Genomic DNA, 21,221 nt, shown 5'->3' with positions numbered 1-21,221 from the left:
AATATTTCCTAAGTTTCCGCGGCTCGCCTCCCGAGGCTGGGGGAAAACCACCACCGCCTCGCGGCCCCTAGAACGGAAGCTGTAGGCTGAGCTTCCAGTTCGCGGAAAAGCGACTCGATTCGAACCGCTTAAAATTGCGAACCTCCTGCTGCTCGTCCTGCAAGAGGTTCTCCCCGCTCACGGTCACGAACGCCTCCTCGCCGATGCGCAGCGACACGCTCGCATCCAGCCAAACCCAATCATCGAGGCCAAGGCCTGGCCTGCTATCGAAATAGCGGGCAAACACGCTCAAGCTCACTCGGTCGCTCAATGGGCTCCTCGCCTCGACGAAGGCGTGATGCTTCGCGTAGTTGCGAAACTCGGACAAGCCCGCCTCTCGACCGCCCTCCTGCTGGTTCGCCCCGTGCCGCACCGTACCATAAAAGGCCCGCAGCCTAAGGTGCTCGTTCGCATGCCACCGGGCGCTGGCTTCCCAACCGTAGATCTCTCCCTCGAGCTCGTTTCTCTTATCGATGTACTGCACCCCTGGATCCGTGCTCAGGTCGACTGGGCCGAAATCCCGCAGGATCACGTCCTCGAAACTCTCGTGAAAAACCGAAGCCTCGAGCTGGATACGCTCGCCCCAGCGAGAGCGAAGCCCCATTTCCAAAACATCGTAAACCTCTTCGGAAAGCTCGGCATTCGGTCGAGAGACTTGAGTCACCTCGGGCGTTCCCTCCCCAAAGTATCCAGGAGGAAAATACAGAATAACCGAGGTCATGCGCGTCTTCTCCTCGTCCGCGAAACGGGCCGCCCGCGAATAGCTCCCCCAAATTCGCATCCTTTCATCCCAATCGTAAGCGAAGCGTGCATTCGGCAGCGCCACCAAACCGCCATCGTCCATATATTCGAAACGCGTTCCCAACGACCCCGAAACGCCATCCTCGCCCTCGAACAACGCGCTCAGGTTCAAGCCGTGCTTCCACACATCGAAGTGGTTCTCCCGATGCGTCACGAACTCGCCATCCTCGTTCGAAACATGCGTCAATCGCGTATCCACAGAAAGGATACCCTCCCATCCGTTTCCTAAGCCGTCCCGTACGCTCAGAAATCCGTTCCAGCTCCGCCGCCGCTCGTTCACCGCGAAGGGGCGGTTCTCCGTATCGTCGACGTAAACGTTCCACTCCACCGCCTTGCCCCCCAGAGCCGCGTCGCTCTTGCCATTCGCCCTCAGGAATACCCCCGTCTCCTCAATGTCGTTCGTAGCGAAATCGAAGTAGGGCGGCTGGCGGCTCGAAACCAGAAAAACCTGCCCGCGCCGGTTGTCGAAAACGCCCCCTTGGAATAGGTACGCCCAGTCCCCTTGCCGGTGGTCCACCCGAAACTCGACGCGCTCGCTCCTCCACTCGTCCTGCAAGTCCTGCCCCTCGGAACCCACCGACGCATCGTAGTCGCTCCGCTTCACATAGACGCGCCCAAACGTTTCAGCCCCCAGCTGCCAACCATAGCGCGCCCCCAGCTGCCGACCGCTTTCCCCATAGGTTCCGTAGAAAAGCCCGCCCTGCGTTTGCTCCGCCGACTTGCTGATGGCGTTGATCACCCCGTGCACCGCATTGCTGCCCCAGTTCGATCCGCCCGCGCCGCGAACGACCTCCACCTGCTCCAGATCCGGCAAAAACATGTCCACCTGATCCCACAAGACCCCGCCAAAAAGGCTCGAATACATCTGCCGGTCATCGACCAGCACCAGCTGGCGATTCGCAAACTCCCCCAGCAAGCCGCGTGACGAGATCGCCCAGGTCGAAGCGCTCACCCGGCCGATGTCCACGCCGTCCGCCTGGCGCAGCCCCTCCGCCAGGTTCAATCGGGAAAAGTCGACCAGCTCCTCCCCTTTGAGAATGGAAACCGACGCATTCGTCCGCCAAATCGACTCGTCCTGCCGCGAAGCCGTGCTCATCTCCACCTGCAGCAACTCGTCGAAAGAAAGCTCCCACAGCTCCCGCGAGCTCGCTCCATCCACGCCCCCAAGCTCACCGCCCCACGACAGTAAGACACCGAAGCACAAAACGGTTAGATTCCTAGTCTGCATACGAGACGCCTGAGATTTAAGGACTTCCGGCAACAGTCCCAACCCTAACTAAAATTCCCCCTTTAGCAACCAAAGGGTGGTCGACGCAGCGCCGTTACCGACCCCATCGCCAACGCCTAAAGACGCTCCAGAGCCCGGATCATTTCCATAGCCTGCACCGGCTTGTCGAAGAAACGGTCCACTCCCACCCGTCTCGCTTCATAGCGCAAGCCCGGGTCGACGCAGCCGGTAAGCATGAAAACCGGGGCGGGGGAGCGCAACTTGAGCTCCCGGATCACGTCGATCCCATTCGTCCCCTCCATGCGCTGGTCCACCACCGCGAGCTGGTAGTCGATGGGCCGCAGGGAATCGATCACCGTGTCGCCGTCCTCCGCCGTCAACACGTCCCAACCGTAGTGGCTAAACAGCATGTCCAAGGACTCCAAAATCATGGGGTCGTCGTCGATGATCAACACTCGGTTGCGCTTGCCCTGCTTACCCTCAGAAAACATATCTAATCACTCTCCAATCAACTTCTTCTCCCACGCTCGCTCCGCTTCCATCACCCGCTGCAAAAAGGCTTCCTCGCCTTGCGTCGAGGGCATGGAACTCGGATCCACCGGCAGCCAAATATCAAAACGAACGCCGCCCAAATCCGACTTTGCGGCGCTGATCGTCCCTGAATGGTGATGCACCAAGAAAAACGCAGCCAAGAGGTTGATCCCGTACTGGTCGGGTTGCCCGCGACGCGTGAAGAAGGGGTCGAACAAGCACTGCAAGTTCTCAGGCGTCAGCCCTGGCCCGTCGTCCTCCAGCACCACGTGAACCCCCGCCTTGCCATCCCCCGAATCCTGTGACTCCAAAGCGATGCGCAACTTCCCGCCTTCGTTCGCGTTCGCGCTCTCGTCGCGCAGCAGCAAATCGAACAAACGGGCAATCATGCCTCGGCTCGCCCGGATCGCCGGCACTTCCGCATCCGCAAAGTCGACCGTAAGGGAGCGACGGTCCAAGCTCTCCTTCACGCTCGCCAGCGCATCGCGGACCACCACGTTCAGATCGACCTGGTCGTCGTCCGGTACCGGCGGCGGCTCGGGAATATCCTGCACTTCCTTCAACAAGTCCAAGACCTTCTGCATCGACTCCTGGGCAGTCGCGTAAAAATCGTTCCAGTAGTTCGGATTGCGCAAGCTGTCCAAGCTCACGTTCTCGCTCTGCAGCTTCAAGGGAGCAAGGTCCAGGAAGGTCTTCACCGCCGTCAGGCCATTGCGCATGTGGTGGTTCAAGCCCGCCGCGAAAACGCCTAGGCTGATTAGCCGGTCCGTCATCATCAAGCGCTGCAACGCGGAAAGCTTCTCGCGCATCAGCAGGTCGCGCTCGCGCTGGATCAAGTAGAACTCCATGGCCCGCATGATGTTCATCTCCAGCTCCGGCGTCTCCACCGGCTTGGTGATGTACTTGTAGATCGCCCCCTTGTTGACCGAGTCGATCGCGGCCTGGATGTCCGCGTAAGCCGTGCACAGCACGCGAATGGTACGCGGACGCGACGCCCGAATCTTCTCCAGCAAGTCCGTGCCCTGCTCCCCTGGCATGCGCTGGTCCGTCACCACCACGGCAAAGGCATCCGGATCCGCCTCGAACTTAGCCCAGGCCTCCTCGGCGCTGTAGGCCGGTACGACTTCAAAAGTATCCATGAGATACTCACATACCAGGTCCGTAGTCTGCTCTTCGTCGTCCACGAAGAGGACTCGGTATTTCTTATAATCGTATTGGCCTGTCATTTAGAATTGGATACAGAGTTTGGAATTTGAGAATATACGGGAAAAGTCATAGCGAAGCGGCACCACTGGCCAGTCTCGCTCGCTACATCGACCGTGCCTTGGTGCTGCTGGATAATACGATGGCAAATGCTTAAGCCCAAGCCCACGCCTTGTCCAACCTTCTTCGTAGTAAAGAATGCGTCAAAAATGCGGCTCAAGGTCTCCTTCTCGATGCCCATCCCATTGTCTTCGAAACAGAGATGAACCCGCTCGGAATCCACTTGGCAGCTCACCTGAATCTCTCGGTCCTCTCCCCCCTTCTCCCGCAAGCTGTCCACGGAATTTTGCAATAGGTTAATAAAGAGGTGCACCAGCTGGTTCTGGTTGCCGCGAATCAACGCCCCCGCTTGCAGGTCCTTCTTCAAGGTAATTTCACTTGCCGGAATCTGCACGAAGCGTATCGCGTTCTCCAAGGCCACCGCCAAGTCCACCTTCTCGAAACGCGTCGTATCCGGATGCGTAAACTCGCGCAAACTGGATACGATCTCCGACACGCGACGGATCCCGTCGTGCAAGTCGCCGAGCGGCTTCTCCAGCAGCTCCGGGTCGGGATGCGGCGAGCGGGCAAGGCGCTTCTTGATCAAGTGCACGGACGTAGTTGCAAAGTTGAGCGGGTTGTTGACCTCGTGCAGCAACCCGGCGCTCAACTGCCCCAGCGACGCCATCTTGGCCTGCTGCACCATCTGAGTCTCCGTCTGCTTGATCAACTCCAAGGCCTTCTCCAAGCGCACGGTGCGATCCTCGATCTGCTGCTGCATCTCGTACACCGAAGCGAGGTTGCGACAGCGAGCCAGCAGCTCCGTCGAAGAAAACGGCTTGGTCAAAAAGTCCGTCGCCCCCGCATCCAAAGCCTGGAACTTGGACTCCTCGTCCGCCCGAGCCGTCAGGATCACGATCGGCACCCCGCGGTGGCTGGGCATCTCGCGCAAGCGACGCGTCGCTTCGATCCCGTCTACCTGCGGCATCATGAAGTCCAGCAAGATCAAGTGATGGCGACGCTTGGCGGCGATCTCCAAGGCCTCCGCCCCGTCGCGCGCCTCGTCCACACGATAGCGGCCGCGCAGCTGCGAACGCAGGAAGCGCATCATCTCCGGCTCGTCGTCAGCGATCAATATAGCGGGACGATCGTCCGCCTCGACCGGCGGAGCCTTCAGCTCCTCGCGATCGATACGACCGCTTTCGCCCGCCTTCCCATCTCCTGCCACCTGCTTCGGAGCAGGGAAAAAGTCGGCCCTGCGGTAGAGCTGCTCGAGCCACTTGGTATCCACGCTTTCGTTACCGTCCGGAGCGTCCGGTACGATCGGCTCGACCGGCAAAGTCACGTCCAGCTCAACTCGCATCGAGGTACCCTCTCCCAAAACGCTCTCCGCGGAAACCTTGCCGCCATGCAACTGAGCCAAGTCCCGCACCAAAGCCAAACCGATACCCACCCCTTGGTAACGCCGATTCGAGGCAGTCTCGGACTGCCAAAAGCGGTCGAAGACGCTCGAAAGCTCCTCGGGGGCGATTCCCTTGCCCGTATCGGCCACTTCGATACACAGCTTCGCGCCGTCGCGACGAGCCCGCAAAACGATGGAGCCGCCGGGCTGGGTGAACTTGATCGCGTTGAAAAGCAAGTTAAGCAAAATCTTCTCTACCTTCTCCCGATCCAGATGCACCGTCGGCTCCTCGCCAGCATCGATCTCCCACCGGAAGTCCAAGCTGCGCTCCTGGGCCATCGGATAGAACGAGCGGCAAACGCCTTCCAAATACGGAACCAACTCCACCTTGGCAGGGCGCAGCTTGAGCGAGCCCGCGTCCAAACGCACCAGGTTGAGCAAGTCGTTGATAAGGCGCATCAGGCGCATCGCATTCTGCTGCATGATGTCCAACAGCTCCTCGCGCTCCTGCTCCGTAAATGCCTCGTCCGGGCGGCGCAAGCGGTCCAGCGGACCGATCAACAAGGTCAACGGCGTGCGCAGCTCATGGCTGATGTTCGCGAAGAAGTTCGTCTTCGCCTTGTCCATCTCCACAAGCTTGAGGTTCGAAGCCTCCAACTCCTCTCGATTCGCGTCCAACTCATGGCGCAAGCCAAACTCACGAAACCGCATGCGATTGAGGAAAAAGCTGCCCGTCACCACGATCACCCCCGTCAGCACGATGAAGTAAAGGTTGTTGATCAAGAGCGACATCGACGAGGACCCATGGAAATAGCAGGCCGCTCCATACATCACCAGTGTCAGGAAAACGGATACAAGACTCTCCACGAAATCAACCTGAGCCACCCAAGCCAAGCCGATCAGGACCAAATTCAAGCCCGCGTAGTACGGAGAGTAAACGCCCTCCGTATAATAGATCATGAGGGCAATGAACAAGGACGGCTGCGTATACCACAGCAATCCGAAGAGACGATAGTACCGCTTGCCGAAAGGCTTCCCCAGCAACCACCAAATCCCGAGTACGATCGCCGAACAAAGCACCCTCAGCTGGAAGAAGAAGCCGAGCTGCTCCGGATAGACGAAGTAGTCGAGCAAGGCTCCGAACGGCATCAAGAGCACCACCAGCAAACAACCTACTCGAGAGGTCGTGATACGAAACGACTTGTTATAGTCGACAAAACGCTCGCGTAGCTCGCCGTCGTCCAACCACGCTTGATCAGTCTTGCTCATCCGGCTTTCGAACTTCCAGGAATATGTTCACGCCGGTCGCGTCTTTGTGGACCTTGACCGCGTCTGGCGCAGCCCCCTTAGGAGCGAGATTGGCCAACTCCTCCGCATTGCGGTAGATCAAGTGCCACTCCATTACATACTCCATCATGTAGCGAACCGGATTGCTCGAATCGACATTGGTCGCGACCAATAAGCCGCCAGGAGCCAGCATCTCGTAAAACGTCTCCAAAAGTCGGTGACACACCCGATCGGACAAATAGTCGAAAAGCCCCGCGCAGTATACCACGTCGTAGCGCTGCACGCCCTCTTCGGAGTCTCCGATCTTCGCCCCCTCCCGCAAAATCTGGTTCACCGAACGCTGGATCATGCGCAAGGGAGTGGAGCGGCGATGCTTCGCCTTGATGTCGCCCAAGAGCTGGGCCGTCCGATCGATGGTCTCCTTGTTGAAGTCGAGCAAGGCGAAGTCCGCCCGCTCGCAAAGGTCGTCGTCGGTCAAGAAGCCCTGCACCTCGCGCGCAGGTCCGCAGCCGAGGTTGAAGATACGGGCCGTCTTCCCCGCCCGCATGCGCCGGCGGGTCTCGGAAGAAAGCATCTCCATCAAATAGGTGATCCGATTGCGATGGGCCTCCGCCGGAGGCGCCGCCACGAAAAAGCTGTTCACGATCTTGGCGAAGATGGACGCCCCCTCCTTCGGATCGCGCAAAATCATGTTCACCATCTCGTAGTCGCCCGCGTAGCCCAGAGGCTTCTCGTAGGTGCGGTGCACGAAAGGCGCGCACATGACCAGCGGGTGCAGCTGGCGACGGCAATAGGCGCGATGGATCGATGCGGCATCGTCCGCCACATTCTCGGTGACCACCTCGAACTTCTTGAACTGCTCCGCCACCACGGGAAGAATCATGGAATTCACCCGCTCGATCACCTGCACCTCGTTGCGAGCCCGATCCGGCGGCGGCGAGGAACGCACCGCGATCTCCAGCTGCTCCGTCCAACGCTGCAAGTCGGTCAACAAAGTCTCGATGTCCGACACGATCACCTTCAGGTCCGGAGAAACCGCTTCCAGCTTGCTCCAGTCCTTGATCAAGCGGTCGAAATCCTCCGCCAGCCGCTCCACCTGGGTCGAGGGAGAAAGGATCTCCACGTCCATCCAGCTCTCGTCGTCCAGCGTCGCTTCGCACACCAGCACCAGGCCGGTGTTGACCATGTTGCTCACGATCGCCCGACCGCTGTAGACCTTGCGGGAATTGATGACGATCTCGAACTCGCCCAGCACCTCCGAAAGCTGCAAGATGCTGTACGGGTTATAAACCTCGAACGTCACCAGATAGCGCGTCATCCGCATCAAGGTCGCCCGCAGTTGGGTCCCCTGGCTATTACGGCAAATGATGATACTCTCGTTCTCTAAATCTTGGCTGCTATTCATCAACAAGCGGGTAGCTGGACAGTGAAGGTCGTGCCGCGACCGGGTCGCGAACACATGGTAATGGATCCTTCGGCATGCTCCACGATGTGGCGCGCAATGAAAAGCCCAAGCCCCGTCCCCTTCTTCTTGGTGGTGTACCGGGGCTCGAAGACTTTCTGGGTCTCGCTCGGAGCAATCCCGCCCCCATTGTCGCGGACCGTGAACTCGACCGCTCCGTCGCGAGCATAGGCCCGCAGCGTCACCTTGCCGAGCAGTCGCGGAGACGCTTCGATCGCGTTCTGCATCAGGTTCACCAAAATACGGGCCGTGGCATGACGGTTCAAACGCGGAGCGAGCTCGCTCTCCTCCGCATCCACCACCAAGTCGATCCCCTTCGCCTCCGCCCGCAGGCTCACGAAACCGGCCGCCTCATGAGCGATCTCAGACAAGGGAGCATACTCACGCGCCAAGGTATGAGGCTCCGAAAACGCCCTCCACTGGTCGATCAAGGAACTCAAGTAAGCCACGTTCTGCTCGATCATGCTGGCCAGCTTGCGACGCGTCTCCCGGTCGTCCTCCCCCTCCTGCAGCAAAAGGGTCAAAGCCTGCAAGCTCGTGAGCGGATTGCTGACGTCATGCAAAAACGCAGAGGAAACCAAGCCCTCGTCGGGCGGGCCGTAGTGGCTCTGCACCTCGCCCACCGCCGGCGTCGGGGCCTCCGCCTCCTCCTCCTCGATGAGCTCCTTCAAGCGCGAGCGCAGGGCCGCCGCGTTGAACGGCTTGTGCAGGCAGTCCGAGGCGCCCAAGCGCATCGACTCCTCCACCACCTCCAGCGTCGCATAACCCGTCAGTATGATCACGCGGACCGAACGATCCATGCTGCGAATCGACCGCAACGCCTCCAAGCCATGCTCGTCGGGCAGGTGCAAATCCAAGATCACAACGCTCGGGTGCAGCGAATCAAAAAGCCGAATCCCATCCTTCACCGTTTCCGCCGCATGAGGCTCGTAGTCGTCCTTGAGCAACATCGAAAGCGCGGCGCTCACGGAAGGGTCGTCATCGATGAGCAGGATCTTCTTTTTCGTATTCGTCAAAACGTCACTCTCCCAAAACTTAAAAACACAGTTGTAGGAGAGCTCGCCAAACATACAAGAGCCAAAGCCCAATATTGAAGCCAATATCCAAACTATCCACGTAGCGTTAAATCGTTTTCCAAGAAAAACTTGGGGATTGAATCTAGCGTAAAATACTGAGCCGTGGAGTACTTACCCTAAGCGCCAAAACCTAGTCGAATCATAGCGAAAAGCTCGGCCTTTGCCCTCCGTAGAAGCCATCGGAGGCACCTGCTCCAAACCCTCCCCGGCTCATCATCCTACCATTAGGAAACACTCTCTTGTCGACAAATCGCGAACGCAGCGAAAATCATGGAACAAGCGGCCGCTCGCACAAAAAACCGGACGCCTTTCCCGCCGACGCAGCCTCCTCCCTCGCATGAACCGCAACGACCCACTCAAAGCTCCCACCCTCTTCGGATTCCTCAAGGCCCAGCAGCGCCCCTTCGCCTGGTTCCACTTCTGGCGCACCTTCAGCATCCTCTCGGTCGTCCCCTTCCCCCTTATCACCCAATACATCGTCGACCACTCCATCCCCCGCGGCGACATGGTGGAAATGCTGCTCTTTTGCGGCTACGGCGGCCTCCTCATCCTCGTCCACTACGGGGCTATGTACTTCGCCCTGCAAATCCTCTCCCGCCGCGTGCAGGTCGTCATGGTCAGCCTCCGCTCCCGCATCTTCCGCAAGCTGCAGTTCATGCACTTCGGCTTCCTCGACAAGACCCAGACCGGACGCCTCCTCAGCAAGTACGCCTTCGATACCCAAAACATCGAAGGCGCCATCATCCCCATCCTCCTCAACATCATCCCCGAAATCATCCGCTCCGCCGCCCTCATCGGCGCCCTCATCTGGATCAACCCCTGGAACGGCCTCTTCGTCCTCACCACCGTACCCATCTTCGCCCTCATCCGCTTCCGCTACACCGGACGCATCGAACGCAAGAACCGCGAAGTCCGCCTCGCCCGCGAGCGGCTCACCGGCAAGGCCAGCGAATACATCTCCGCCCTCAAGCTCGTTCGCGGCTACGGCCAGGAACCCCAAGTCCAAGGCGAACTCGACGGCGTCAGCGACGCCTACTCCACCACCCGCGTCAGCCAAATGCTCGTCAACCAAGGCATGAACGTAGCCGTCTTCACCATGCACTCCGCCATCAACATCCTGGCCGTCTGCTTCGGTGCCTACCTCGTCATCATCGGAAACATGACCATCGGCGCCCTCATCGCCCTCGTCGGGGCCCTCCCCACCATCCTCAACCCCATCAACATCTTCGCCCAGTTCAGCATCCAGTACCTGCTCGCCGCCGAAAGCTACCACAGCATCAAGGAACTCATCGACTCCGACTACGTCGAACAATGGCGCGGCCAGCAGCGCCCGGAACGCCTGCGCGGCGCCATCGAGTTCCAAGACGTCTCCTTCGCCTACAAGAAGGACGGCCCCCAAGTCCTCGAAAACATCCAGCTCAGCATCGCCCCCGGCGAAAACGTGGCCTTCGTCGGCGGCTCCGGCTCCGGCAAAAGCACCCTCGTCAACCTCCTGCTCGGCCTCTACGCCCCCACCCACGGACGCATCCTCCTCGACGGCCAAGAGCAAGCCCACATCGACATGCGCCACCTGCGCCGCCAGTGCGCCATCGTCATGCAGGACAGCATCCTGCTCTCAGGCACCATCCTCGACAACATCCGCTTCGGCCGCCCCGAAGCCAGCGAAGAGGAAGCCATCGAAGCCGCCCGCCAAGCCAACGCCTGGGAATTCATCTCCCAACTCCCCCAAGGCCTGCAAACCCGCGTCGGCGAACGCGGAGCCAGCCTCTCCGGCGGCCAACGCCAACGCATCGCCATCGCCCGAGCCATCCTGCGCGACCCCGCCATCCTCGTGCTCGACGAGGCCACCTCCGCCCTCGACAACGAAAGCGAGCGCCTCGTTCAAAAAGCCCTCGAAACCCTCTCCCGCGGCCGCACCACCATCACCATCGCCCACCGCCTCAGCACCATCCGCAGCGCCGACCGCATCGTCGTGGTAGAGTCCGGACACATCGTCGAAACCGGCAGCTACGACGAGCTCTCCCAACGCGACGGCTCCAAGTTCCGAAAGCTCCTCGCCGCCCAAAACGGCGACTAAGCCAGCCCTCCGCCCGGACCGAACGCAACGAACCCCGCGCCCCGAAACGAGCAGACGCGTGCTTGTCACGCCCCTCCCCAGCCCCCAAAAGGTAGGGCCACACCATGCCAGATCCAGAAGCCAACAAAGACCAAGTCTACGCCGACCCCCGCGCCCAAGTCGCCGCTTTCGCCTTCGACGCGCGCGTGGCCGACGTCTTCGACGACATGATCCGCCGCTCCGTGCCCGGCTACGGCATGACCCTCTCCCTGCTCGGCATCATCGCCCAACACTACGCCAAGCCCAACACCCGCATCTACGACCTCGGCTGCTCCCTCGGCGCCGGCATCGCCTCCATGGGCGCCAAGCTGCAAACGCCCGAAGTCACCTTCGTCGGCGTCGACAACTCCCAGCCCATGCTGGACCGCTGCCGCCCCCACCTCGCCGACATCCAGCAGCAACACTGCCTCGAGCTGCTCTGCCAAGACATCCAACAAACCCCCATCGAAAACGCCTCCATCGTCGTCCTCAACTTCACCCTCCAATTCATCCCCAAAGCGGAACGCCTCGCCCTGCTCGCCCGCATCCGAGAAGGACTCGTCCCCGGCGGCATCCTCGTCCTCTCCGAAAAGATCCTCTTCGACGACCCCCAGATCCAAGCCGACCTCACCACCCTGCACCACGACTTCAAGCGAGCCCAAGGCTACAGCGACCTCGAGATCGCCCAAAAACGCGCCGCCATCGAAAACGTCCTCATTCCCGAAACCATCGACGCCCACGAAAGCCGCCTCTCCGCCGCCGGCTTCGCCCGCGACGAGATCTGGCTCCAATGCTTCAACTTCGCCTCCTTCCTCGCCTTCAAATAAAAGGTAGGGCTCGACCGCCGGGCGAGCCGCATCATACGTCCTCAGAAACCACTTCACCCTTTCCCGTGTCTCCACTTTCCACCTACGAAAACCTCTACCGACTCCTCGCCGACACCGACCTCGAGCCCTGGATCGAGCCGCTTCGCCAAAGCGTAGAGCCCGCCATCCTCCAATCCAACAACGGCCACCTCGACAAATGGCTCAACGCCATCGCCGCCCTCCCAACCCCTAACAACCCAGCCGCAGGCTCCCTCACCTCTCCCGCCATCCAAATCGGACGTCCCCAAGATCTCGATACCGACCAACGCGCCGCCCTCCCCGACACCCTGCACAACTTCCGCCCCTGGCGCAAAGGCCCCTTCGACTTCTTCGGCACCCACGTCGACACCGAATGGCGCTCCGACCTCAAATGGGACCGCCTGCTCCAAGGCATCTCCCCCCTCAAAGACCGTCTCGTACTCGATATCGGCTGCGGCTCCGGCTACCACTGCTGGCGCATGGCCGGCGAAGGCGCCAAGCTCGCCCTCGGCACCGACCCCTTCCTGCTCTACGTCATGCAGTACCTCGCTGTCCGAAAGTACCTGCAGCAGCCCCCCGTCTGGGTGCTGCCCTTCGGCATCGAAGGACTGCCCCCCGCCCTCCCCGCCTTCGACACCGTATTCAGCATGGGGATACTCTACCACCGCCGCTCCCCCATCGACCACCTCTACGAGCTGCGCAGCTACCTCCGCCCCGGCGGCGAACTCGTGCTCGAAACCATCGTCGTGGACGGCCCCCACGGCTACTCGCTCGTACCCGACCAATACTACGCCAAGATGAAAAACGTCTGGTTCATCCCCACGGTCGAAACGCTCGTACAGTGGGTCACCCGCTGCCGCTACCGCGACATCCAAGTCATCGACGTATCCACGACTACGACCCAAGAGCAACGCAGCACCGAGTGGATGGTCTTCGAATCCCTCAGCGACTTCCTCGACCCCAACGACCCCAGCAAAACCATCGAAGGCTACCCCGCCCCCAAACGCGCCGTCCTCACCGCCAAAGCCCCGTAAGTCTAGGGCTCTCTTTATACTGGCGCTTCTACTTACGCCATCTAAGTTCGCATCAAGATCCCTCCCTTGATGAGCAACCACAACGACGCCCGAATCGCCCCTTCCCAACTCTTCAAACGAATCCGAACACTACGGGGGCCAAAACCGTCGGAGAACGGAAAACACGCCGTAAAACGAAGGTTCGACCGGAACAACGAAAACATTTGCATTTCACTTTTAAGTGAACAAACCGATTGAAATCATCTTAAGAACGTTGCATGTTGGCAGTTGCCGACGTGTGGCCGCCCTCGAACTCGAAGGCAAATGTCCCGCTAAAGATTTCATCGAAGAACTCGCTCAATCCAATGCTCCAGGTCACAACTCATTCATCGCTCGTGTTGATACGATCGCGGAGCGTGACAAGTACAGAAACCCTAGGACCTTCAAACACTTGGGAGATGGATTATTCGAGTTTAAGTTCAACAAGACCTCCATGCGTCTCTACGCATTTTATGACGATATTGAAGGACTTGAGCCACAACTGATCATCGCAACCAACGGTGGCAAAAAGAATGCGAAAAAAGAGCAGGGACGAGATATTGAGAGAGCTAAGACCCTGAAGGCGAAATACTTCGCCGCTAAGGAAATCGAGTCAACCCAGTTGATCATCAAAGAACTAGACGAAGAATGAAAATCCGAATCGAGAAATCCGGGAGCGGCTTCAAGAGGCTTATTCCTAAGGAACTTCCCCTCGAGGCCGAGGTTGAGAAAAAGAAACTTATGATCGTGGAGGATCTCCTCGAAATCATGGAGCAAAAGGGCGTCTCGCGAGCCGAGTTGGCACGTCGAATGAACGTTCGCCCGTCTCGAATTACTTCCATGCTAAACGGCACTAACAACTGCACCATCGACACCCTCGTCCGCGCAGGCCGAGCAGTGGGAGCCGAACTGCACCAGACCTTCGCGCCAGTAGATCACAAAGTGGAAATTCGCACCTTCAACGAATACGGTATCACCGATGCCAACGTCACTGTCGTAAAGGTGAAAAAGCAAGAGCCCCAATTCCAAATCGCTTCCGATGCCATCAACGACGACCCAGCCGCTGCTTAACGCTTCGCCACTGCAAATCATCGAACACGCCTTCACCAAAGTGGAGGTACGTGCGAACAATCCTTACGCCGAAAATTCTTCTGCCAATCTTACCTGCAATCGATCCATAGAGAGCTCAAAAGATTCTCCAGATATCTGGAAAGTAAGCTTGGAGGTTAAGATCGATACAATCGATCAGGCCAAGCCAACCAACTACACTGCAGCAATTGCTGTAACTGGGAAATTTCGCATCCGAGACGGCTATCCGACAGAGAAGAAGCGAACACTCATGGAAGTGACTGCAGCAACCATCCTCTATGGCTGCTGCCGCGAGATGCTCGCCACCGTGACCGGCCGCTGCGAAAACGGGATCGTTTCACTCCCCTCGATAACCTTCGCCTCTAGCCCAGACGAAGAAAAGAACATGGCAAAAAAAACGGTGGCTCGCAAAGCAGCTAAGAAAGCGAAGCCAAAGGTCTCCTCGGATCAATCGAGCTAGCTGCGATGCCTGATTCAGGGATACATCACTTAGTCCTTCGCAAGCTGGGCGAACGATTGGCCAAGCGCTTCGAACAGCTTGAAAGCATTGCTCTCGAAAACTCAGTTGGACCAAGAACAGAATCGCTGAACAGCTTCCAGAGATTCTTGGAGTCAATCGGTGAACTCGAAAAAGCGAATCCGAGCCTCTTCCTCACCGACGAGGGTCATTTGGAAATCGCTTGGGAAGACGCGGCAGGCAAAAGCGTGCAATTCGAATTCCAAAACGAAGCGATCGAACACTACCGGGAAGCTACGAATTTCGAACAAGTAACCCCGATCGAGAATCTGGAATCATTTCTTCTAGAAAGCGAACTGGCAGCAAACTCCTAGCCTAGAACTCGCCACTTAATCTGTGCCCATCTGCCCAATCTGCGGCTAAAAAAGCTCCCGCAGCCTAAATCCTACAACCTTTCCACTTTCTCCCCGGCAACTGACACCATCATCCTAAAAGTTTGCAGCTCCTGCCACGAGCTCCGCGACGCCCTTGTCGCCGCCCCGTAAGTCGATCTCGTCTCGTCCAAATGCCTAAGAAACCTGTCCCTAGCAACCACTCCTCCGTCCTCTTCTGGGTATTCGCTATATTCATAACATGGATACCTTTGCTGAACGTCGTAATGGTGCTCTACTGGGCCTTCGCCGGGGACAACCCGACTCGCAAGAATTACTTCCGGGCCCTGATCGTCTGGTTTCTCGTCGGCATCGGCCTCTGGCTAGCGCTGACCCTAGTCGGCTTCGCCCCTGCCCTCATCGACTTGCTGGACCAGAAACTTGCCACCCCTAGCTCCGAACCGAAGCCCTAAAATCCCGAAGCAGGCGACATAGGTACCGTCTCCGCATAGCCTATCCACGGACCTTCCGAACGTCCCAACAGGGCCGACCAAAACCAGCTGGACGGATCCGTCCAGCTCTGTCCGTCCAAGGAAACAACCCGCTCCCTCACCTCAAGCCGCTCGCCGCCTCGCACTACAAGGACACGCCCCCACATCGCTCCGTCGACCGCCTTGAAGATCGGCATCGGCTCCGTCGTGTATCCAATCGCTCGATAGCAGTCCGCCGCTAGGTGATACCTCCGCGTCGCCCGATTGATCACCCTCACCACCAAGCGACGCTCATCCTTGCCAAACAACTCGATCGACCCCGGAAATCCTCTCGCGTAAGCCGCGGCCTGGTCCTCCATCGGCAAAGCGTACCACCCCTCGCGAAAAAGTTCCTCCCGCAACGTATCCACGATATCAGCACGGACTACGGGGCCTTCCGGCAAAGCGTTCGCTGTCTCCATTCGCGACAACCCCGACAAAACCAACACCCCAGCCAGCGCGAGCGGAGCCCAGCGGAACCGAAACGGAGGCCCCAGCGAGCGATCCAACTCCACCCTCCTTTCCAAACGCCCACCCACCCAAACGATCCCAGCCAAAACAAGAGCAAACACAGCCAAACCGATCCCATCATGAGCCCACTTCCCCAATCTCCACAGTCCCGACTCCACAAAAAACAGCAGCACATTCCGCAACACGTTTCCCGCGAAGGCGCTCGCGCTCGCTACCTGCAAAACCAGCAAGGCGCCACGCCACCCCGGCTTTTGGATACAGATCATCAAACAGGCCAAAAACGCTGACCCCCAAAGCATCTGCACACCGCTGCAAGGAGCGTCGATCACAATCGCCTCGCCCCGCCACAGCATAACCGTCCCCTGCGATTCCACTCCAAGACCAAACAGGTTCAGAACCGCCACGCTCAGCTTCCCAATCGCCCAGCGAAGCGGAAACCCGCCGTAAAACTGCAGCGACGAAATCAAAGGCAACGCCAAGACAAACAGCCCCGTATGTCCCAGCCAAGCTCTCCGATCCACCCACAGAGCCGCCAAAGCCAAGACCACAAAAAGCCCTTGTATCAGCGGAGTCGTCACGCCGCCCAACAAAAGCGGCACCAGCAACAAAACTGCAGCTAAAAGATAACGCCTAGGCGACACCGCTTGCCCCCTCCCCAGCGCCGCAAACACCAAAGCCGCCCCCAAGGCCAGCACTCCCCACGGCTCATCCGCCCCGTCCAGCATCCTCGCCCCATACCAACGCACCGACGGCCAGCAAGCGAAGAGCAACAAGAAGCCAAACACGCAGCGCGGAGCTTTCATGTCCGCAAACGTGTTAGCGACGGCAGAAGCCCGCGATCCCAAGGCAGGATCCTTCCACCACGACCGACCCCAGAAGCGCCGAACGATCCTCCTCCTAACATCCACGACGCACAAGTATCCAACTCACCGCTACAAGCACCAATCCCATCAGAGCCCACATCTCCGGCTCCGGCGTTACCGGCACCGAACTCCCGCCTATCCCCTGCTGCATTCCCTGCGGACTGGGCAACGGCTGGGCAATCTTCGCGAGTCCATCGCCGCCCTCTCGATTCCTCACTACCTTATCCACCGCCACGAACGACGTGTAGTGCGTCAACAACGAATGCTTCAAGCCGAGCCGAGTAATTTCCTCGCGCCTTTCCTCGCTCGGCCACAAGCCGTTGTAGTCCGAGATGCGACGAATCCTTTCCCGAGCCCAAACATACTCCAGCGAGCGGGAGTCCGCTAGGTTCACCGCTTCCGACATCCGTTTCGCCGCCCTGTATTCGGAATCTCCTAATAACCCTGACAGCACAATCTCGCCCGTCAGATCGCCAACGTACTTGCCAAAAACCACCACTGGGCGCTCCGCCAGCAAATCCGGCAACGCCACCGGTTCCACCTCAGAAACCTCCACTCCATCGAAAATCACTTTCAAGTCCGTAAGAATCGGCTCGCTCACGTATTCAGAAAACCGATTCGCGACTCGCTCCGACTCTTCAGGCTTCGCCACGAAAAACGGTTCGCCCTGCCCCACCTTGGCCATGCCCTCGATCAAGAAACGATTCGGAGCGGATCCGATTCCGCAGGCAAACACGTTCGCTTCCCCTAGCCGCGAACGAATCAAATCGAAAACTCGATCCTCTACCGTCACGTATCCATCAGTCAGCACCACGATATTTCGACTGATGCCCGCCTCTCCCGGCATGTCGTAAACCGTCTTCAATGCCGGCAGCAATCGCGTCCCTCCACTCCCCCGCGTTCCGTAAAGAAATTCCACAGCCGCCAACAAATTCTCAACCGTCGCGGAAACCGGTGCCGGGGAAAACACCTCCGACTCGCCGGAAAACAAAAGCACGTTGAAACGATCCGTGTCGTCCAAACGGGCCACCAGGGCTTCCATCATCGCCTTCGCCGTATCCAGGGGAAAGCCTCGCATCGAGCCGGACACGTCGACCACGAAGAAATACTCCCGGGGCAGCCGCTTGCGGCCCACCCCAAGCGGCGGCTCCAAACTCGCCATAAAATACTTCTCGCCGCCGCTCTCGCTCACCCAGACTCCCGATTTTACCGCGTCACCAGAAATCCGATACCGCATTCTGAAATCCCGATTTCCCACCGAATCCGCATCTCCCTCGAGCGACAGCCCCACCGTTTGCCCATCCTCAAAGCTCACTTCCGCCTCGTGCGAGTCGCATACCGCTCGCTCGATCGCAACGGCCGACCGAATCCGCACCGCAATCCCATACTTCACTCCCTCCCCCGCTTCGCCCACGAGGCGAGGGTTCTCCACCCAAGACACTTCCGTCTCCGTGTATCGCGGCCCCACCACCAAGGGCAGCTCGAATGCGTACTCACCCTTTTCCCGCTGAAGCCATTCCGTGTACCGAAGCGTCACCTCAACCACATCGCCAGGCAATATATTCGCCAGGTTCATCTGAAAGACATTGGGCCGCTCCTGCTCGAGCAAGCTAGCCGTTTTCCCTTCCGCTTTGGCTACCTCGTAAGTTCTGCGAGCTTGCCTCTTTTCCTGGATCTCCGCCTCCACCACACGATCCCCCACCCTCATCGTCAAAGCCGAGACCGCTGAACACGTCGACCCCGGAAACACGTAAACCGCCTCGATCGCCTCGCCACCCACGTTCGCGTAGGTCTGCACCAACTCCACCTCGGCAAGCGTCCCCACGATCTCAATACTCACGTCCACGCTCTTCAACGGAAGCAGGTCCAAAGCCCCCGTCGCTCCCTCAACCCTAAAATACGGCAATTCCGCATCCCAGCTCTCCTGTCCCCAGGAAGCGGAAAGCAAGGCGCAAAGCAAAGCGAGGTGGCGCAGAAGCGCGAACGAACGACGGGAAGAAAACGAAGGGAAACAATTCATTGCCCCACACCCTACAATGGCACTGCGCGGTTTTGATGAAACGGCGATGATCTCTCTGTGAAATCCCCCAAACAGGACCGGACCTCCTGCCGCGACACTACTCCCTCCCGACTTATCGCTTGATTTTCCGTAATAACATCCGTTATTACAGACAACATGCCCATCGAACTTAAAATCCGCAAAATCGGCAATTCCTACGGCGTGGTTCTCCCCAAGGAGGCCCTCCAGCACCTCAAGGTGGAAGAAGGCCAATCCCTCTACCTCACCGAAGCCCCCGAAGACAGCTACCGAATCGCCAAAGGCGACGATGACTTCCAGAATCAAATGGCTGAAGCGGAAGATCTTATCAAACGCTACCGCAATACTTTCCGCGAGTTAGCGAAATGAAGGAACCCGTCTGGTTGCTGCAAAGAACCGTGCTCAGTTTCCACGACCGGCTCTTAGCAGAATTCGGTGGAGCAAGTGGCATACGCGACACGGGCATGCTCGAATCGGCGCTGAATCGCCCCAAAGACAGATTCGCCTACGAAACCGCCACGCTCGAGCAACTTGCCGCGTCTTACGCCTACGGTTTGGTGAAAAACCATCCCTTCGTGGACGGAAACAAACGCATCGGCTTCGGTTGTGCCGCCCTGTTCCTGCAGGTTAACGGCCGCCCCTTCGCAGCAACCGAAGCCGAGGCCGTCATTCGCACCCTCGCCCTCGCCGCCGGCGAACTCGACGAAGCTGGCTACGCCGCCTGGCTCAAGGAAAACTCATAATCCTTGCAGGGCGCGGGCCTTGATGCCCATCCCTGCGAAAACTCCCTACCCCGGAAACCGCAACTCCGCTCGCACGCCCCCAGCCTCACGGTTCGCCACCACCAACGCTCCGCCGTGCAGGGCCATGATTTCCTTCACGAAACTCAAGCCCACTCCGCTGCTCTTCTCCCCCGTCTTTGGTCGCACCAGCGAGTAAAAGCGATCCGTCACCCTAGCCAAGGCATAATCGGGAATCCCCGGCCCCTCGTCTTCCACCGCCAATATCCGTCCCTCCACCCTCACCGAAATCGCCGTCCCGCCGGGCGAGAAATCCAAAGCGTTCTGCAGCAGGTTCAAAATCGCCTGCTTCACTAAAAACCGTTCCCCGCGTATTCGTTCCGCCCCTACGCTCTCGATCGAGACTTCAATACCCTCCTGCTTCAGCGGCGCCTCCAAAGGCTCCACGACCTGCTGGCAAAGCTCCACCAGGTCGAGCTCCTCCACGTTTTGCAGCCCTCGCCTCGATTCCACCGAAGCCAACTCCAGCATCCGATCCACGATTCGCCGCAAGCGCTCCGACTCCTTGCGCACGTTCGCCAAAAACTTCCGCCGCTCGCCTGCGTCCATATCGCCTTCCAACAACTCCGCCGCCCCGCTGATCCCCGAAATCGGCGACTTCAGCTGATGCGTCAAGCTCTGCACGTACCGCTCCACGTACTGCTTCCCCTCCAAGGCCAAGCGCATCTCCTCGAAAGCCCGCCCCAACTCGTTGGCCTCGATTCCGAACAAGCGCGGGTAACTCGCCTGCTTCCCGTCCCGCAACGCGTTCGCGTAAGCGATCAGCCGCTTGATCGGCTGCGTCAACCAAACCGACAGCACCGCTCCCAGCAAAAGAACTGCCACCCCCGCCACCACGACGTACGACTTGAACCGCCCTTCCGCCCGCGCGATCAATTCGTTCACGTAGGAGGTTGGCTTCCCCACCGTCACCACTCCCTGAATACGTCCATCCACCCGCACCGGAGCCGCCACATACAAGATCAATGCCCGTCCCCCATTCCGCTCCGTCCAAGTCGCCCGCGCCCCATACTGGCCCGCCAAAGTACGCGACACATCGATCCACTTCGAAAAGTCCTTCCCCTTGTTTTCACGATTCGCGGAATCGAACAGCACCACTCCAGACGCATCCGTCAAGTACACCTCCAGGTCGACCGATTCCTTGCGCAAGGAATAGATCTGAGCCTCGAAGCGACGTTCGTAGGCCCGCTCGAAAATCTTCTCGATCGTGTCCGCAGCATACCCCTCCAACTCCGCCGAATGCTCAAGCTGAGCCGCCAGGATATTCGCCGTATCCACAAGCGACTCCTCCATCGACTCCAAGTAGCGAGGCTGAATCTCCTGCGTCATGGTCGACATGATCGCATAAAATCCGCCTCCCACCACCAGCAAGTAAACCAGCAAGATACTGGCCCGAATCGAGATCAAGCGCTTCGGGAAGCGCAGCCAACGCGGCCCCCTCAAATCCGGATTCGTCAATACTTGCCAAAGCGTCCTCATATCACCACCGACATCGGCACAACGCTTGCGAATCGGCCAACGGCCAAAAAGCATAATTCGACG

At 58.9% G+C, this 21,221-nt stretch carries 19 protein-coding genes; 10 read left to right on the top strand and 9 right to left on the bottom strand.

The features are described 5' to 3' along the window. Positions 1–67: 67 nt before the first annotated feature. From QEH57_RS12415 to QEH57_RS12390, 6 genes are all read right to left on the bottom strand, one after another. Complete coding sequence (locus QEH57_RS12415; RefSeq protein WP_309007058.1) at positions 68–2,068, bottom strand: TonB-dependent receptor plug domain-containing protein; 2,001 nt, start codon at positions 2,066–2,068, stop codon at positions 68–70. Between the two features lie 116 nt (positions 2,069–2,184). Continuing rightward, positions 2,185–2,559, bottom strand: a complete 375-nt coding sequence (locus tag QEH57_RS12410) for a response regulator (RefSeq protein ID WP_309007057.1) — start codon at positions 2,557–2,559, stop codon at positions 2,185–2,187. A 6-nt stretch (positions 2,560–2,565) separates the two neighbouring features. After that, on the bottom strand, positions 2,566–3,825 hold the full coding sequence (locus tag QEH57_RS12405) for a hybrid sensor histidine kinase/response regulator (protein ID WP_309007056.1): 1,260 nt from the start codon (positions 3,823–3,825) through the stop codon (positions 2,566–2,568). Further along, positions 3,822–6,512 carry an ATP-binding protein gene (locus QEH57_RS12400; protein ID WP_309007055.1) on the bottom strand — a complete coding sequence of 897 codons (2,691 nt, stop codon included), beginning with the start codon at positions 6,510–6,512 and terminating at the stop codon, positions 3,822–3,824. The genes QEH57_RS12405 and QEH57_RS12400 overlap by 4 nt, the downstream gene beginning before the upstream one ends. Beyond that, positions 6,499–7,935, bottom strand: a complete 1,437-nt coding sequence (locus tag QEH57_RS12395) for a methyltransferase (RefSeq protein WP_309007054.1) — start codon at positions 7,933–7,935, stop codon at positions 6,499–6,501. Before QEH57_RS12395 ends, QEH57_RS12400 begins: the two co-directional genes overlap by 14 nt. Further along, complete coding sequence (locus QEH57_RS12390; RefSeq protein WP_309007053.1) at positions 7,935–9,008, bottom strand: ATP-binding protein; 1,074 nt, start codon at positions 9,006–9,008, stop codon at positions 7,935–7,937. The genes QEH57_RS12395 and QEH57_RS12390 overlap by 1 nt, the downstream gene beginning before the upstream one ends. 397 nt (positions 9,009–9,405) lie before the next feature. Between QEH57_RS12390 and QEH57_RS12385 the strand changes: the two genes are divergently transcribed. From QEH57_RS12385 to QEH57_RS12350, 8 genes are all read left to right on the top strand, one after another. After that, positions 9,406–11,145: an ABC transporter ATP-binding protein gene (locus QEH57_RS12385; protein WP_309007052.1), complete on the top strand. Its 1,740-nt coding sequence runs from the start codon at positions 9,406–9,408 to the stop codon at positions 11,143–11,145. A gap of 104 nt (positions 11,146–11,249) precedes the next feature. Next, positions 11,250–11,990: a carboxy-S-adenosyl-L-methionine synthase CmoA gene (cmoA, locus tag QEH57_RS12380; protein WP_309007051.1), complete on the top strand. Its 741-nt coding sequence runs from the start codon at positions 11,250–11,252 to the stop codon at positions 11,988–11,990. A 65-nt stretch (positions 11,991–12,055) separates the two neighbouring features. After that, positions 12,056–13,042: a tRNA 5-methoxyuridine(34)/uridine 5-oxyacetic acid(34) synthase CmoB gene (gene cmoB, locus QEH57_RS12375; RefSeq protein ID WP_309007050.1), complete on the top strand. Its 987-nt coding sequence runs from the start codon at positions 12,056–12,058 to the stop codon at positions 13,040–13,042. A 220-nt stretch (positions 13,043–13,262) separates the two neighbouring features. After that, positions 13,263–13,712, top strand: a complete 450-nt coding sequence (locus QEH57_RS12370) for a type II toxin-antitoxin system RelE/ParE family toxin (RefSeq protein ID WP_309007049.1) — start codon at positions 13,263–13,265, stop codon at positions 13,710–13,712. Further along, entirely contained in the window at positions 13,709–14,131 is a 423-nt protein-coding gene (locus QEH57_RS12365) for a helix-turn-helix transcriptional regulator (protein WP_309007048.1), read from the top strand. Before QEH57_RS12370 ends, QEH57_RS12365 begins: the two co-directional genes overlap by 4 nt. Beyond that, on the top strand, positions 14,100–14,609 hold the full coding sequence (locus tag QEH57_RS12360; RefSeq protein WP_309007047.1) for a protein-export chaperone SecB: 510 nt from the start codon (positions 14,100–14,102) through the stop codon (positions 14,607–14,609). Before QEH57_RS12365 ends, QEH57_RS12360 begins: the two co-directional genes overlap by 32 nt. A gap of 146 nt (positions 14,610–14,755) precedes the next feature. Further along, positions 14,756–14,980 carry a hypothetical protein gene (locus QEH57_RS12355; RefSeq protein ID WP_309007046.1) on the top strand — a complete coding sequence of 75 codons (225 nt, stop codon included), beginning with the start codon at positions 14,756–14,758 and terminating at the stop codon, positions 14,978–14,980. Between the two features lie 191 nt (positions 14,981–15,171). Beyond that, entirely contained in the window at positions 15,172–15,450 is a 279-nt protein-coding gene (locus tag QEH57_RS12350) for a hypothetical protein (RefSeq protein ID WP_309007045.1), read from the top strand. Here the strand turns inward: QEH57_RS12350 and QEH57_RS12345 are convergent. Next, positions 15,447–16,781, bottom strand: a complete 1,335-nt coding sequence (locus QEH57_RS12345; protein ID WP_309007044.1) for an archaeosortase/exosortase family protein — start codon at positions 16,779–16,781, stop codon at positions 15,447–15,449. The genes QEH57_RS12350 and QEH57_RS12345 overlap by 4 nt on opposite strands. A gap of 94 nt (positions 16,782–16,875) precedes the next feature. Beyond that, positions 16,876–18,861 (bottom strand): VIT domain-containing protein, encoded by a 1,986-nt coding sequence (locus QEH57_RS12340; protein ID WP_309007043.1) that lies wholly within the window; start codon positions 18,859–18,861, stop codon positions 16,876–16,878. A 156-nt stretch (positions 18,862–19,017) separates the two neighbouring features. On the opposite strand from QEH57_RS12340, the gene QEH57_RS12335 reads away from it, so the two are divergent. Together QEH57_RS12335 and QEH57_RS12330 are read left to right on the top strand one after the other, a co-directional pair. Continuing rightward, on the top strand, positions 19,018–19,248 hold the full coding sequence (locus tag QEH57_RS12335) for an AbrB/MazE/SpoVT family DNA-binding domain-containing protein (RefSeq protein ID WP_309007041.1): 231 nt from the start codon (positions 19,018–19,020) through the stop codon (positions 19,246–19,248). After that, positions 19,245–19,622 (top strand): type II toxin-antitoxin system death-on-curing family toxin, encoded by a 378-nt coding sequence (locus tag QEH57_RS12330; RefSeq protein WP_309007040.1) that lies wholly within the window; start codon positions 19,245–19,247, stop codon positions 19,620–19,622. The genes QEH57_RS12335 and QEH57_RS12330 overlap by 4 nt, the downstream gene beginning before the upstream one ends. A gap of 45 nt (positions 19,623–19,667) precedes the next feature. Here the strand turns inward: QEH57_RS12330 and creC are convergent, their stop codons facing one another. Then, on the bottom strand, positions 19,668–21,158 hold the full coding sequence (gene creC / locus QEH57_RS12325) for a two-component system sensor histidine kinase CreC (protein ID WP_309007039.1): 1,491 nt from the start codon (positions 21,156–21,158) through the stop codon (positions 19,668–19,670). Positions 21,159–21,221: the final 63 nt, after the last annotated feature.

Origin of the sequence: Pelagicoccus sp. SDUM812005 (genome assembly GCF_031127875.1) — a bacterium.
GTDB lineage: Bacteria > Verrucomicrobiota > Verrucomicrobiia > Opitutales > Opitutaceae > Pelagicoccus.
The sequence above is the reverse complement of the archived record's forward strand: the minus strand, read 5'-3'. Positions and strand labels throughout refer to the sequence as shown.